The 14,051-nt window shown below is 62.4% G+C and carries 14 protein-coding genes; 12 read left to right on the top strand and 2 right to left on the bottom strand.

Annotated features, from left to right (window positions below):
- The 7 genes from O7B34_RS27825 to O7B34_RS27795 all read left to right on the top strand — a co-directional run.
- Positions 1 to 215 (top strand): 2-oxo acid dehydrogenase subunit E2 (locus O7B34_RS27825; RefSeq protein WP_337149020.1); only part of this gene is annotated, 215 nt, incomplete at its 5' end.
- A gap of 14 nt (positions 216 to 229) precedes the next feature.
- Entirely contained in the window at positions 230 to 643 is a 414-nt protein-coding gene (locus O7B34_RS27820; protein ID WP_337149019.1) for a hypothetical protein, read from the top strand.
- A 4-nt stretch (positions 644 to 647) separates the two neighbouring features.
- Complete coding sequence (locus O7B34_RS27815) at positions 648 to 1,283, top strand: SGNH/GDSL hydrolase family protein (RefSeq protein WP_337149018.1); 636 nt, start codon at positions 648 to 650, stop codon at positions 1,281 to 1,283.
- Positions 1,284 to 1,299: 16 nt separating this feature from the next.
- On the top strand, positions 1,300 to 2,763 hold the full coding sequence (gene lpdA / locus O7B34_RS27810) for a dihydrolipoyl dehydrogenase (protein ID WP_337149016.1): 1,464 nt from the start codon (positions 1,300 to 1,302) through the stop codon (positions 2,761 to 2,763).
- A gap of 99 nt (positions 2,764 to 2,862) precedes the next feature.
- A complete protein-coding gene (locus tag O7B34_RS27805; RefSeq protein ID WP_027142753.1) occupies positions 2,863 to 3,120 on the top strand; it encodes a GlsB/YeaQ/YmgE family stress response membrane protein in 258 nt (85 codons plus the stop codon).
- A 136-nt stretch (positions 3,121 to 3,256) separates the two neighbouring features.
- On the top strand, positions 3,257 to 4,222 hold the full coding sequence (lipA, locus tag O7B34_RS27800; protein WP_337149015.1) for a lipoyl synthase: 966 nt from the start codon (positions 3,257 to 3,259) through the stop codon (positions 4,220 to 4,222).
- Between the two features lie 114 nt (positions 4,223 to 4,336).
- Entirely contained in the window at positions 4,337 to 4,795 is a 459-nt protein-coding gene (locus O7B34_RS27795; RefSeq protein WP_337149013.1) for a type II toxin-antitoxin system RatA family toxin, read from the top strand.
- On the opposite strand, the gene O7B34_RS27790 is transcribed toward O7B34_RS27795, so the two are convergent.
- Together O7B34_RS27790 and O7B34_RS27785 are read right to left on the bottom strand one after the other, a co-directional pair.
- Entirely contained in the window at positions 4,771 to 5,280 is a 510-nt protein-coding gene (locus tag O7B34_RS27790) for a CinA family protein (protein WP_337149012.1), read from the bottom strand. The genes O7B34_RS27795 and O7B34_RS27790 overlap by 25 nt on opposite strands.
- On the bottom strand, positions 5,277 to 6,506 hold the full coding sequence (locus O7B34_RS27785; protein ID WP_337149010.1) for a bifunctional 2-C-methyl-D-erythritol 4-phosphate cytidylyltransferase/2-C-methyl-D-erythritol 2,4-cyclodiphosphate synthase: 1,230 nt from the start codon (positions 6,504 to 6,506) through the stop codon (positions 5,277 to 5,279). Before O7B34_RS27785 ends, O7B34_RS27790 begins: the two co-directional genes overlap by 4 nt.
- A 140-nt stretch (positions 6,507 to 6,646) precedes the next feature.
- Here O7B34_RS27785 and dusB point away from each other — a divergent pair, with 140 nt between their 5' ends.
- From dusB to ntrX, 5 genes are all read left to right on the top strand, one after another.
- Positions 6,647 to 7,675, top strand: a complete 1,029-nt coding sequence (gene dusB / locus O7B34_RS27780) for a tRNA dihydrouridine synthase DusB (RefSeq protein ID WP_337149009.1) — start codon at positions 6,647 to 6,649, stop codon at positions 7,673 to 7,675.
- Complete coding sequence (locus O7B34_RS27775) at positions 7,672 to 8,814, top strand: two-component system sensor histidine kinase NtrB (protein ID WP_027142747.1); 1,143 nt, start codon at positions 7,672 to 7,674, stop codon at positions 8,812 to 8,814. Before dusB ends, O7B34_RS27775 begins: the two co-directional genes overlap by 4 nt.
- Positions 8,811 to 10,271, top strand: coding sequence for a nitrogen regulation protein NR(I) (ntrC, locus tag O7B34_RS27770; RefSeq protein ID WP_027142746.1), 1,461 nt, complete (start codon positions 8,811 to 8,813; stop codon positions 10,269 to 10,271). The genes O7B34_RS27775 and ntrC overlap by 4 nt, the downstream gene beginning before the upstream one ends.
- Positions 10,272 to 10,400: 129 nt before the next feature.
- Positions 10,401 to 12,686 (top strand): sensor histidine kinase NtrY-like, encoded by a 2,286-nt coding sequence (locus O7B34_RS27765; protein ID WP_337140551.1) that lies wholly within the window; start codon positions 10,401 to 10,403, stop codon positions 12,684 to 12,686.
- Positions 12,676 to 14,037 carry a nitrogen assimilation response regulator NtrX gene (gene ntrX, locus O7B34_RS27760; protein WP_027142744.1) on the top strand — a complete coding sequence of 454 codons (1,362 nt, stop codon included), beginning with the start codon at positions 12,676 to 12,678 and terminating at the stop codon, positions 14,035 to 14,037. Before O7B34_RS27765 ends, ntrX begins: the two co-directional genes overlap by 11 nt.
- Positions 14,038 to 14,051: the final 14 nt, after the last annotated feature.

Raw genomic sequence — 14,051 nt, 5'->3', positions numbered from 1 at the left:
ACTTCGCCGCGGTGATCAACCCGCCGCATGCGACGATCCTGGCGGTCGGCGCCGGCGAGCAGCGGGCGGTGGTCAAGAATGGCGAGATCAAAATAGCCACCGTGATGTCGGTGACGCTGTCGACCGATCATCGCGCCGTCGACGGAGCTCTGGGGGCCGAACTGCTGGTCGCCTTCAAGAAGCTGATCGAAAACCCGATGGGCATGCTGGTCTAGGAAAGGAAAAGGCTGTGCGGATATTCTTCACCAGCCTTTTTGCCTTTCTCATTTCCGGGTTGGCCGGCGGGCTGATCGCGCAATGGTTGGCCGTCGCCACCGGCGCCGAGGAAGAATATGTCATCGTCTTCATGTTCTCGGTGCTGGTGACTTTTGTCGTCACCTTCGTCTTCTTCGTCGCGCAATTGACGAACGATCCGGTCGCGGCCGTGGCGACGGCGGGAAAGTGGACGCTGATTATATTTGTGGCGCTGCTCCTCCTCTTGGTCGCGCTGATCCTCTACAGCGACAGCAGCGCCGCGGTGGTCAGGAAAGACATGCCGGTGGTTGCCGGTCTCGGTCTGCCGGGCCTGGTGACGATCATCATCCATTGGTTGTTCGTGCGCTGGCGCGTGAAGCGCGGTGTGGCCAACATAAAGGCGGGTTGAACGGATGAAGACGGTTCTTTGTTACGGCGACTCGCTGACATGGGGTTACAAGGCCGAAGGTGGGCGTCATGCGCTCGAGGATCGCTGGCCAAGCGTGCTGCAAGCTGGCCTCGGCGAGGGCGTTCAGGTTATCGCCGACGGCCTCAACGGCCGCACCACCGCCTTCGATGATCATCTGGCCGGAGCCGACCGCAACGGTGCGCGGCTGCTGCCGACGGTGCTGACGACGCATGCGCCGATCGACCTGATCGTCATCATGCTCGGCGCCAACGACATGAAGCCATGGATCCATGGCAACCCGGTTGCGGCCAAGCAAGGCATCCAGCGGCTGATCGACATCGTGCGTGGCCACGACTATCCGTTCGACTGGCCGGCGCCGCAGATCCTGATCGTTTCGCCACCTGTTGTAAGCCGCACCGAGAATGCCGATTTCAAGGAGATGTTCGCCGGCGGCGATAACGCCTCGGCGCAGCTCGCAGGGCAGTATTCGGCGCTTGCCGACGAAGCCGGCTGCGGCTTCTTCGATGCAGCCACCGTGGCGCAAACCACACCGCTCGACGGTGTCCACCTCGATGCCGAAAACACGCGAAACATCGGCAAGGCGCTGACTTCGGTCGTGCGCGTCATGCTGGAATTGTGATTGAAGGAGAAAAACCGTGGCTGAGAACTACGACGTCATCATCATCGGCTCCGGTCCCGGCGGCTATGTCACGGCGGTGCGTTCCGCCCAGCTCGGCTTCAAGACGGCGATCGTCGAGCGCGAGCATCTCGGCGGCATCTGCCTGAACTGGGGTTGCATTCCGACCAAGGCGCTGCTGCGCTCGGCCGAGATCATGCACTATTCGGATCACCTGAAGGACTATGGCCTGAAGCTCGACGGCAAGGTCAGCGCCGACACGGCGGCAGTGGTCGATCGGTCGCGGAAAGTGTCACTGCGGCTCAATGGCGGCGTTGCCTTCCTGATGAAGAAGAACAAGGTCGACGTTATCTGGGGTGAGGCCAAGCTATCGAGGTCTCCTTCCGGTGATAAATTGGGTGAGATCGTTGTTTCCAAGACGGCCAAGAAGCCGATGGAACCGCAGCCGCCGGTGCCGAAAGGCGTCAAGGGCGAGGGCACCTACGCCGCCAAGAACATCATCCTGGCGACCGGCGCCCGGCCGCGCGCACTGCCCGGCATCGAGCCGGATGGCAAGCTGATCTGGACCTATTTCGAAGCCATGGTGCCCAAGGAGATGCCGAAGTCACTGCTGGTGATGGGTTCGGGCGCCATCGGCATCGAATTCGCCTCCTTCTACCGCACCATGGGCGCGGACGTGACCGTCGTCGAGCTGCTGCCGGCGGTGATGCCTGTCGAGGACGCCGAAGTCTCGAAATTCGCGCAAAAGCAGTTCGAGAAGCAAGGCATGAAGATCATCCTCGAAGCCAAGGTGACCAAGGTCGAGAAGGGGGCGAACTCGGTCACCGCGCATGTCGAGATGAAGGACGGCAAGGTCGAGAAGATATCAGCCGACCGCATGATCTCGGCCGTCGGCGTCCAGGGCAATATCGAGGGCCTCGGCCTTGAAGCACTCGGCGTGAAGACCGATCGCGGTTGCGTCGTCATCGACGGTTACGGCAAGACCAATGTGCCTGGCATTTACGCCATCGGCGATGTCGCCGGCCCGCCGATGCTTGCCCACAAGGCCGAGCACGAGGGCGTCGTGTGCGTCGAGAAGATCGCGAATTTCCCCGGTGTTCACGCCATCGACAAGTTCAAGATCCCCGGTTGCACATACTGCAATCCGCAGGTCGCCTCGGTTGGCCTGACGGAAGCCAAGGCCAAGGCCGAAGGCAAGGACATCCGCGTCGGCCGCTTCCAGTTCGCCGCCAACGGCAAGGCGATCGCGCTTGGCGAAGACCAAGGCTTCATCAAGACCATCTTCGACAAGAAGACCGGTCAGCTGCTTGGCGCGCATATGGTCGGCGCCGAAGTCACCGAATTGATCCAGGGCTTTGTCGTGGCGATGAACCTCGAAACGACTGAGGAAGAGCTGATGCACACGATCTTCCCGCATCCGACGCTGTCGGAGATGATGAAGGAAAGCGTGCTCGACGCCTATGGCCGCGCCTTGAACGCATGATAGATTCGCCGCAGGAGACTCAGCTTCGAAAGCCGCAGGGTCGCGACGGCGGGGCAGTTCGTTTCCGGATGCACTTTTACTCGCGCAAGGAGAAGGCATATGCACTTGAACGGCGTGGGCTGGATCGCAGCCATCATCATCGGCGGCCTGGCGGGCTGGTTGGCCGAAATGGTCATGAAGAGCAACACCGGCATATTCATGAATATTATCATGGGCATCGTTGGCGCTGTAGTGCTGAATGCCATCCTGCAGGCGCTCAACATCGGCGTGTTCGGCGTCGGCTGGACCGCCTATCTGATCACCGGCTTTATCGGTGCCTGCCTTCTGATCTGGGTCGGTCGTCTGGTGCGCCGTTAATCGATATCGCTCCGGCTATGCGAAAACGGTTGTGGCGGCATGCGCCGCTGCAGCCTTTTTCTTTGTGTTGAAAAGTCCTAGATGACGTGAAAGTGACGATCGCCGACGAGCGGTCGCGAGAAAAGCCAGGGTTCAGATGGTCACTGTCCTCGACACGATCGCCAACGCGCCGCGGCTGCGGCATCCCGAGAAAGCGCACAAGCCCGACCAGGAGATGTTGCGCAAGCCGGACTGGATCCGCGTCAAGGCGCCGGTCTCGAAAGGTTATGCCGAGACACGCGAGATCGTGAAATCGCACAAGCTGGTGACCGTATGCGAAGAGGCCGGGTGCCCGAATATCGGTGAGTGCTGGGAAAAGAAGCACGCCACCTTCATGATCATGGGCGAGATCTGCACGCGCGCCTGCGCCTTCTGCAATGTCGCCACCGGCATCCCGACCGCGCTCGATCCCGACGAGCCGGCCCGGGTCGCGCATGCCGTCAAGCAGATGGGCCTTACCCACGTCGTCATCACCTCGGTCGACCGCGACGATCTCGCCGATGGCGGTGCGCAGCACTTCGCCGATGTCATCCGTGAGATTCGGGCGGCAACGCCTCTGACGACGATCGAAATCCTGACGCCGGATTTCCTGCGCAAGGACGGGGCGCTGGAGATCGTCGTGGCGGCCAGGCCCGACGTCTTCAACCACAATCTCGAAACCGTGCCGTCGAATTATCTGAAGGTCCGGCCGGGCGCCCGCTATTTCCACTCGATCCGGCTGCTGCAGCGGGTCAAGGAACTCGATCCGTCGATTTTCACCAAGTCCGGCATCATGGTGGGTCTGGGCGAGGAGCGGAACGAAATCCTGCAGTTGATGGACGATCTGCGCTCGGCCAATGTCGACTTCATGACTATCGGCCAATACCTGCAGCCTTCGAAAAAGCACCATCCGGTGATCCGCTTCGTCACGCCCGAGGAATTCAAGTCCTTCGAGACGATCGGCAAGACCAAGGGTTTCCTGCTGGTGGCATCGAGCCCGCTGACGCGCTCGTCGCATCACGCCGGCGACGATTTCGCCCGGCTGCGCGCGGCGCGCGAAGCGCTACTCATGAAAGCGCCCTAATGCATGTCGCCCAAAAGTGACCTCAGTTTTGGGAGAACGACGTGCATAAAGACGAAGACTCTGAAGCGCGTCGCATGACTCCGTTTCGACGCGACGCGCTTTAGGGCCGGTTTCATGCCGAAATTCGAAGCCACCCGCCGCGTCGCCCACACGCCTGAGCAGATGTTCGCGCTGGTCGCCGACATCGAGACGTACCCGCAATTCCTGCCGCTTTGCGAAGCGCTGACGGTCCGCTCGCGCAAGGAGCGTGACGGACGTACCATCCTCGTGGCCGATATGAGCATCGGCTACAAGGCGATCCGGGAGACCTTCACGACGCAGGTGCTGCTCAAGCCCGAAGAGAACGCAATCGATGTGAAATACATTGATGGCCCGTTCAAATATCTGAGCAATGTCTGGCGTTTCGAGCCGGACGGTGCCGGCTGTACCGTGCGCTTCTTCATCGACTATGAATTCAAGAGCCGCATCCTGGGTGCGCTGATGGGCACGATGTTCGACCGCGCCTTCCGCATGTTCGCCGAGGCTTTCGAAAAACGCGCCGACGTTATCTACGGCAAGACACCGGCGGCCTGACTCTCGCCAAGCGCCTGCAAGCCGAGCTCGAGCGCATGGTTGACCGTTTCCCGGCGGATGAAGTCACGGCCATTGTCGGCAAATAGCTTGTATTCAGCCGTCACCGGCTGGCCGTTCACCGCAACGCCGAACCAGACCAGCCCGACCGGCTTTTCCCTAGAACCGCCACCCGGACCGGCAATGCCGGTGACGGCCAGGGTCAGCCCGGCGCGTGAACGGGCGAGCGCGCCGGCTGCCATTTCGATCGCTGTCTCGCGAGAAACCGCGCCATGCGCGTCAAGCGTGGCGGCGCGCACGCCGAGCATGTCCATCTTGGCTTCATTGGAATAGGTGATGAAGCCGCGATCGACCACGGCCGAAGAGCCGGCAATGTCGGTCAGCGCGGCAATGATCATGCCGCCGGTGCAGCTTTCCGCGGTCGCCAGCATGAGGCTGCGCTCCCGGCAGGCCTTAAACAGGGCGATGGCCAGATCGCTGTTGGTCATTCCGGAACCTCGCCGGGAAACACCACGCTGGCGGTTGCGATCGCCGCGATGCCTTCTTCGCGGCCGACGAAGCCGAGCTTCTCGTTGGTTGTCGCCTTGATCGAGATGCGGTCGGCGGAAATGCCCAGCATCTGGGAAAGGACCGCCGTCATCGCCTCGCGGTGCGGGCCGACACGCGGTGCCTCGCAGATCAGCGTGATGTCGGCATTGGCGATGCGCCCGCCGCGCTCCCGCACCAGTCTTGCCGCATGTTCGACGAATATCCGCGACGCAGCACCTTTCCACTGCGGATCGGTAGGCGGGAAGTGCGTGCCGATGTCGCCGGCCCCGCAAGTCGCCAGCAGCGCGTCGGTCAGGGCATGCAGGCCGACATCGGCGTCGGAATGGCCCGACAATTTTCTGTCGTGCGGAATGGCGACGCCGCAGAGCGTGACATGGTTGCCGGGCTCGAAGGCATGGACGTCATAGCCATTGCCGGTGCGGATGTCGGGAAAGTGTGCCCGCTCGCTGGAAAGTCGCTGGTGCGCCATGGCGATGTCCCGTGCCCATGTGAGTTTGACATTGTCCGGCGAGCCGGGAACGAGCTTCACCGGCATTTGCATCCATTCAGCGATCGACGCGTCGTCGGTAAAGTCGGTTTTGCCTCTGTTATAGGCTTCCTCATGCATCGTCATGATCGCGAGGAAGGGAAAGCCTTGCGGCGTTTGGGCCGCGTGCAGCCCGCTCCTGGGGACTGTTTCGCCGACCATGCCGGTGGCCGATTCGCGTTTCAGCGTGTCGGCAACGGGCAAGGCGGGAAGCGCGCCTTCGCCCTCGCCGATGGCCGCGATGGTGCGGTCGATCAGATCCATGTCGACAAAGGGGCGCGCGGCGTCGTGGATGAGGACCTTGTCCGGCGCGTAGCTTCTTAGCGCGTGCAGCCCGAGCCGAACCGAATCCTGTCTGGTCGCGCCTCCGGCGATTGCCGTCACCCGATCGGCATCGGTGCCGACCGCTTGCCGAAAAAGCTCCTGGTCCTCGGCATGAATGGCCACGACGATCCGGCCGATAAGCGGGTGCGCCAGAAAAATATCGATCACACGAGCGATGACGGCACGTCCGCCAATTCGTTGATATTGCTTCGGACCATCAGTCTGGCCGGCACGCGCGCCGCGACCGGCCGCGACGATAACCACCGCGACTTTGCCACCCGGATCCGGAGCCTGATTTTCAGTTGCGCCAGTCATTCAGTCTGGTCCTAGTCGCGGCTAAGGCCGAAGGCCAGCATTTTCCCAATTGCGCCTTAATGTGGCGTCATTCCGCGTTGCACATTTCTCTCGATCTGGCTAGAGAATGTGCAACGAATGGACATGCTTGGTTTTTGTGCATGGTTAACTTGATCAGATTGGCCGCGCCACTTGACGTCGGCGGCGTGAGAATCCGCAACCGCGTCTTCCTCGCGCCGATGTCCGGGATTACGGACGAGGCGTTCAGACAGCGCGCCCATTCTCATGGCGCCGGCCTGGTCGTGTCCGAAATGGTGGCCAGCGGCGAACTCGCCAAGGGCAGGGCCGGCTGCGACCTGCGCATACGTCATTCCGGCCTGCCCGTCCATATGGTGCAGCTTGCCGGCCGTGAAGCCATGCATATGGCTGAAGGCGCGCGGATCGCCGCCGGCGAGGGCGCCGACATCATCGACATCAATATGGGCTGTCCGGCCAAGAAGGTCACCGGTGGCTATGCCGGCTCGGCATTGATGCTGGACCTCGACCACGCGCTCTCGCTGATCGAGGCCGTGGTCGCCGCCGTCAAGGTGCCGGTGACGGTCAAGATGCGACTGGGTTGGGACGACGCCGCACTTAACGCTCCCGTCCTGGCCCGCCGCGCCGAGCAGGCGGGCGTCAGGATGGTCACGGTTCACGGTCGTACACGCTGCCAGTTCTACCAGGGCAAGGCGGATTGGCGCGCCATCGCTCGCGTCAAGGAGGCCGTTTCCATCCCGGTCGTCGCCAATGGCGATGTCTGCTCCCAGGCTGAAGCCTCGATCATTCTCGAACAGTCCGGCGCCGATGCAGTGATGGTCGGCCGCGCCCATTATGGCGCGCCGTGGGTCGCCGGCAGCATCGCTGCGGCTGCCGGCGGGACATTTTCATCCGGCATTCCCGAGACCCCGCAAGGGCTCGCCGACTATGTCGTCGCCCATTACGAGGACATGCTGGCGCTTTACGGCATCGAGAGCGGCCTGCGGCAGGCGCGCAAGCATTTGGGCTGGTATCTCGATCGACATGCCGGCGGTATCGCTGGCGAGAGTAGAAAAGCGATAATGACCGCACTCGAGCCGGCTCGCGTTATTACCTTGCTGCGCGATGTGTTTTCGCGCGATCCGCAAACCTTGAACCTGCGGAGCGCCGCATGACCGCCACCGCTGGCCAGGGCACCGAAATGGCCGATGCCGCCCAGATCGTGCTGAACACGATCCGCCGCCCGGTGATCATGCTCAGCGAGGAAGGCTTCATCACCTTCGCCAACGCCGATGCCGAGGATTTCTTTCGCTCCAGCGCGACCATGCTGGCGCGCAACACCCTGTCCAAGCTCATACCCTTCGGCAGCCCGTTGCTGACGCTGGTCGACCAGGTGCGCGAGCGCCGCGCGCCCGTCAACGAGTATCGGGTCGACGTCTCGTCACCGCGCCTCGGCATCGAAAAGGTCGTCGATCTCTATGTCGCGCCGGTGCCGGAATTTCCGGGCTCCGTCGTCGTCATGTTCCAGGAGCGGTCGATGGCCGACAAGATCGACCGGCAGATGACGCATCGCGGCGCCGCGCGCTCGGTGACCGGCCTGGCGGCGATGCTGGCGCATGAGATCAAGAACCCGCTCTCCGGTATCAGGGGTGCTGCCCAGCTGCTCGAACTGTCCGCATCCGATGAGGATCGCGCGCTGACGCGGCTGATCACCGACGAGACGGACCGCATCGTGTCGCTGGTCGACCGTATGGAGGTGTTTTCCGACGAGCGGCCGATCGATCGCTATCCCGTTAACATCCACGTCGTGCTCGATCACGTGAAAGCGATCGCAAAGAACGGTTTCGCGAAGAAAATCAAGATATTGGAGGATTACGATCCTTCATTGCCTCCGGTATTCGCCAACCGCGACCAGCTGATCCAGGTGTTCCTCAACCTGATCAAGAACGCCGCCGAGGCAATCGGCAGCGATCCGCAGGGCGAAATCGTGCTGTCCACCGCCTTCCGGCCCGGTATTCGGGTTTCGGTCCCGGGCACGCAGGACCGCGTATCGCTGCCGCTGGAGTTCTGCGTGCGCGACAATGGTTCCGGCGTCTCGGAAGATATCCTGCCGATCCTGTTCGATCCCTTCATCACCACCAAGCCGAATGGCTCGGGGCTGGGGCTGGCGCTGGTGGCCAAGATCGTCGGCGAACATGGCGGCATAATCGAATGCGATTCGACGCCGCGCGCGACAACGTTCCGGGTCTTGATGCCGGCCTGGAAGGAAACGGCGCTGGGCGCTGATCAAGACGGCGAAGGAGACCGCAAATGACGGTTCGCGGCAATATTCTCGTCGCCGACGACGATGCGGCCATCCGCACCGTGCTCAATCAGGCCCTGTCGCGGGTCGGTCACGAGGTGCGCGTCACCTCCAACGCCTCGACCCTGTGGCGTTGGGTGGCGGCGGGCGAGGGTGACCTCGTCATCACCGACGTCGTGATGCCGGACGAGAACGCTTTCGACATGCTGCCGCGCATCAAGAAGGCGCGGCCGGAACTGCCCGTCATCGTCATGAGCGCCCAGAACACCTTCATGACGGCGATCCGCGCTTCCGAGACGGGCGCCTACGAATATCTGCCGAAGCCTTTCGACCTGACCGAACTCCTCAACATCGTCAATCGCGCGCTATCCGAGCCCCGGCGGCCGAAGATCGATGCCCGGCAAGAAGAGCAGCCCGAGACGATGCCGCTGGTCGGCCGTTCGGCCGCCATGCAGGACATCTACCGCATGCTGGCGCGCATGATGCAGACCGACCTGACGGTCATGATCTCGGGCGAATCGGGCACCGGCAAGGAACTGGTGGCGCGCGCGCTGCATGAGTATGGACGCCGCCGTGGCGGTCCATTCGTTGCAATCAACATGGCGGCGATCCCGCGCGACCTGATCGAATCGGAATTGTTCGGCCACGAGAAGGGCGCGTTCACCGGAGCGCAGAACCGCTCGACTGGCCGCTTCGAGCAGGCAGAGGGCGGCACGCTGTTCCTCGACGAGATCGGCGACATGCCGATGGAGGCGCAGACGCGCCTGCTGCGCGTCCTGCAGCAGGGCGAGTACACGACGGTCGGCGGCCGCACGCCGATCAAGACCGATGTGCGCATCGTCGCTGCCACCAACAAGGACCTGCGCACGCTGATCAACCAGGGCCTCTTCCGCGAAGACCTTTTCTATCGCCTCAACGTCGTGCCGCTCAGGTTGCCGGCGCTGCGCGAGCGCTCCGAGGATGTGCCCGATCTGGTGCGCCATTTCTTCAAGCTTGGCGAAATGGAGGGGCTGCAGACCAAGCGTATCTCTTCCGGCGGCATCGAACTGATGAAGCGCTATCCATGGCCAGGCAATGTGCGCGAGCTGGAAAATCTCGTTCGCAGGCTCGCCGCGCTTTATTCGCAGGACGAGATTTCCGCCGAGATCATCGAGGCGGAGCTCAAGACAGGTGAGCGCCCGGTGGTACCAGGTGCCGGCAACCTCATTCCCGACGATCTTTCCATTGGCCAGGCAGTGGAGCACTTCCTGCAGCGCTATTTCGCCTCCTTCGCAGGCGAATTGCCGCCCGCCGGTCTCTACGAGCGCATTCTGTCCGAAGTCGAATATCCGTTGGTGCTGGCTTCGATGACGGCAACCCGCGGCAACCAGATCAAGGCCGCGGAGCTCTTGGGCCTCAACCGCAACACCTTGCGCAAGAAGATTCGCGAATTGGGCGTCAACGTCTATAAGTCATCCCGCCAGACCTGAGCCGGCGCCGGGCACACGATCTTTTCAGGGGACCGAACGGGGAAAGAGTCCCGTCGCCGTCACACTTGTTGCATAATCGCCACAATGCGTTGCATAGATCGGATGCAATCACTGGCTCTACACGGCGACATGGCTCCGCAGATACCTGTACCCAACCAACCGCTTTTCAGCGAACCCGGCGCGCGCGACGGACGCCGGCTGCTGGCGCTGCCCGGCGTGGTCGCGGTCGTCGGCGCCCTGATCATGGCGGCTATTTCGTTCGCTATCCTGGTCGGAGCGACGCCGATCGCGCCGGACGCCAAGGCAACCTGGGCGCTGATCGCCCTCAACGCCGCCTTCGTGCTTGTCCTGATTGCGCTGGTCGGGCGCGAGGTGCATCGCATCGTCATGGCCCGCCGCCATGGCAAGGCGGCTTCGCGTCTGCATGTGCGCATCGTTGCCATGTTCGCGCTGGTTGCCGCCATTCCCGCCATCATGGTGGCGATCATCGCCTCGATCACACTCGATATCGGCCTTGATCGCTGGTTTGAGATTCGGACCAAGACAATCGTCAATTCTTCACTGTCGATCGCCGACGCCTATGTGCAGGAGAACGCGCGCAACCTGCAGGGCACGACGTTGTCGATGGCCTACGATCTCGATGCCTCCCGCTCGCTTTATGGCCTCGATCGCACCGGCTTTCTCGATCTTATGAACAAGGAAGCCGTAGGCCGCTCGCTGGCGCACGCCGCGCTGATCAAGCCCGACGGCTCCTTCGTCATGAGCGCCAAGACCGATGCCGATTTCGCCATGCCGGAACCGCCGGAAGGCGCGGTCGCTACTGCCACCGACGGCAAGCCTGTCCTGATCGAGCCGCGCACGCGCAACATCATGGGCGCCATCGTCAAGTTGCGTGAGATCGAGGGGCTCTATCTCTACACCATCCGTCTGGTCGACCCAGAGGTGATCAAGGCGCGGCAGATCGTCAGGTCCAACACCGACGAGTATCGCAATCTCGAGGACAACAGGCGCACCTCGCAAGTGGCATTTGCGCTGCCTTACCTGTCGCTGACCCTGATCATCATCCTCTCGGCGATCTGGACCGGCATAGCTGTTGCCGACCGGCTGGTGCGGCCAATCCGCCAGCTGATCGGTGCCGCCGATGAAGTCGCGACCGGCAATCTCGATGTCGCGGTGCCGGTGCGGCCGTCCGATGGCGATGTCGCCTCGCTCGGCGATACTTTCAACAAGATGCTGCTGGAGCTCAAATCACAGCGCAACGAGATCCTGTCGGCGAAGGACCTGATCGACGAGAGGCGGCGTTTTTCGGAAGCCGTGCTTGCCGGTGTCACCGCCGGCGTCATCGGCGTCGACCCTTACGGCATCGTTACCATCGTCAACCGATCTGCCGAATCGATGCTGGCCATTTCCGCCAGCGCGGCACTTGGGCAAAACCTTTCCGCGATCCTGCCGCATGTCGGCCGTGTCTTCGAGATCGGCCGCAAGTCCGGCAAGCCGGTCTACCGCGAGCAGGTGACTTTCTATCGCGCCGGCGCCGAACGGACCTTCAATGTGCAGGTCACCATCGAGGCCGGCGACGACGGCTCTGAGGAAAAATCCTATGTCGTGACGGTGGATGACATCACTGATCTGGTTCAGGCCCAGCGTTCATCCGCCTGGGCCGACGTGGCGCGGCGCATCGCCCACGAGATCAAGAATCCACTGACCCCGATCCAGCTTTCCGCCGAGCGTATCAAGCGCCGCTATGGCAAGGTCATCACCGAAGACCGCGAAGTTTTCGACCAGTGTACCGACACCATCATCCGGCAGGTGGAGGACATCGGCCGCATGGTCGACGAGTTCTCGGCTTTCGCGCGTATGCCAAAGCCCGAGATGAAGGCCATCGACCTGCGCGAATCACTGCGCGAAGCTTCCTTCCTGGTCGAGGTCAGCCGCGCCGATATCACGTTCGAGCGGACATTCGGCAATGAGCCGCTCAAGGGCACTTTCGACAGCCGGTTGATGGCACAGGCCTTCGGCAATGTGATCAAGAATGCGGCCGAAGCGATCGACGGACTGGAACAGAAGGACGGTTCGCACGGCATAATCCGGATTCAAGCCGGGCGTCAGAATGGCGCGATTCGCATCGACGTCATCGACAACGGCAAAGGCCTGCCGCGCGAGAATCGCCAACGGTTGCTGGAGCCTTATATGACCACACGTGAAAAAGGCACCGGTCTTGGTCTCGCTATCGTCAAGAAGATCGTGGAGGACCATGGCGGCAGGCTGGAGCTCCATGATGCACCTGCTGATTTCCACGGCGGGCGCGGCGCGATGATCAGCATCATCCTGCCGCCCGCGGCCGCCGCACTGCCGCGCGGCGAAAGCAGGGCGGACCACGAAAGAGAAACTGAAAAGGTCGATAATGGCGTCTGATATTCTCATCGTCGATGACGAGGAAGACATCCGGGAACTCGTCGCAGGCATCCTGAGCGACGAGGGTCACGAAACCCGCACGGCATTCGATGCCGACAGCGCACTGGCGGCCATCGCCGATCGAGCGCCGAGGCTGATCTTCCTGGACATCTGGCTGCAAGGCTCGCGCCTGGACGGATTGGCGTTGCTCGACGAGATCAAGACCATGCACCCGAACCTGCCCGTGGTGATGATTTCAGGCCACGGCAACATCGAAACGGCGGTTTCCGCCATCCGTCGCGGCGCCTATGACTTCATCGAGAAGCCGTTCAAGGCCGACAGGCTGATCCTCATTGCCGAACGTGCGCTCGAGACCTCGAAATTGCGCCGCGAGGTTTCCGACCTCAAGCTGCGCAGCGGCGAGACCTTCGACCTGATCGGCATGTCGTCGGCGATGAGCCAGTTGCGCCAGACCATCGAGCGCGTCGCGCCGACCAACAGCCGCGTGATGATCATTGGTCCCTCCGGCTCGGGCAAGGAACTGGCGGCCCGCGCCATCCATACGCTGTCGACCCGCAAGGGCGCGCCGTTCGTGACGCTGAGCGCCGCCAACATCACGCCAGAACGCATGGAGATCGAACTGTTCGGCACAGAATCGAACGGCGTCGAACGCAAGGTGGGAGCGCTGGAGGAAGCCCATCGCGGCATTCTTTACATCGACGAGGTGGCCGACATGCCGCGCGAGACGCAGAACAAGATTTTGCGCGTTCTGGTCGAACAGCAGTTCGAGCGCGTGGGCGGCACAAAGCGGGTCAAGGTCGATGTCCGCATCATTTCCTCGACCTCGCAGAATCTGGAGGCGATGATCGCCGACGGGCGTTTCCGCGAGGATCTTTACCACCGTCTCGCCGTGGTTCCGGTCATGGTGCCGGGGCTGGCCGAGCGGCGCGAGGACATTCCCTATCTCGTCGACAATTTCATGAAGCAGATCGCCCGCCAGGCCGGCATCAAGCCGCGCCGTATCGGCGACGACGCGCTGGCCGTGCTGCAGGCGCACAATTGGCCGGGCAACGTGCGTCAGCTGCGCAACAATGTCGAGCGGCTGATGATCCTGGCGCGCGGCGAGGATGTCGACGCGCCGATCACCGCGGATCTGCTGCCGTCCGAAATCGGCGATGTCATGCCGCGCACGCCCAACCAGTCGGACCAGCACATCATGGCGCTTCCGCTGCGCGAGGCGCGCGAACAGTTCGAAAAGGACTATCTGATCGCCCAGATCAACCGGTTCGGCGGCAACATCTCGAAGACGGCCGAGTTCATCGGCATGGAGCGCTCCGCCTTGCATCGCAAGCTGAAGTCGCTGGGCGTCTGACGCGGGGCGTTCAT

Origin of the sequence: Mesorhizobium sp. Cs1299R1N3 (assembly GCF_037179625.1) — a bacterium.
Taxonomy (GTDB): domain Bacteria; phylum Pseudomonadota; class Alphaproteobacteria; order Rhizobiales; family Rhizobiaceae; genus Mesorhizobium; species Mesorhizobium salmacidum.
Note: the sequence above shows the minus strand (reverse complement) of the source record. Positions and strands in the feature narration are given on the sequence as shown.

Coding starts and splice junctions, on each gene's coding strand:
- O7B34_RS27815 (WP_337149018.1), top strand. CDS start 648: ATGAAGACGGTTCTTTGTTACGGCGACTCGCTGACATGGGGTTACAAG.
- O7B34_RS27805 (WP_027142753.1), top strand. CDS start 2,863: ATGCACTTGAACGGCGTGGGCTGGATCGCAGCCATCATCATCGGCGGC.
- lipA (WP_337149015.1), top strand. CDS start 3,257: ATGGTCACTGTCCTCGACACGATCGCCAACGCGCCGCGGCTGCGGCAT.
- O7B34_RS27795 (WP_337149013.1), top strand. CDS start 4,337: ATGCCGAAATTCGAAGCCACCCGCCGCGTCGCCCACACGCCTGAGCAG.
- O7B34_RS27790 (WP_337149012.1), bottom strand. CDS start 5,280: ATGACCAACAGCGATCTGGCCATCGCCCTGTTTAAGGCCTGCCGGGAG.
- O7B34_RS27785 (WP_337149010.1), bottom strand. CDS start 6,506: ATGACTGGCGCAACTGAAAATCAGGCTCCGGATCCGGGTGGCAAAGTC.
- dusB (WP_337149009.1), top strand. CDS start 6,647: ATGGTTAACTTGATCAGATTGGCCGCGCCACTTGACGTCGGCGGCGTG.
- O7B34_RS27775 (WP_027142747.1), top strand. CDS start 7,672: ATGACCGCCACCGCTGGCCAGGGCACCGAAATGGCCGATGCCGCCCAG.
- ntrC (WP_027142746.1), top strand. CDS start 8,811: ATGACGGTTCGCGGCAATATTCTCGTCGCCGACGACGATGCGGCCATC.
- O7B34_RS27765 (WP_337140551.1), top strand. CDS start 10,401: ATGGCTCCGCAGATACCTGTACCCAACCAACCGCTTTTCAGCGAACCC.
- ntrX (WP_027142744.1), top strand. CDS start 12,676: ATGGCGTCTGATATTCTCATCGTCGATGACGAGGAAGACATCCGGGAA.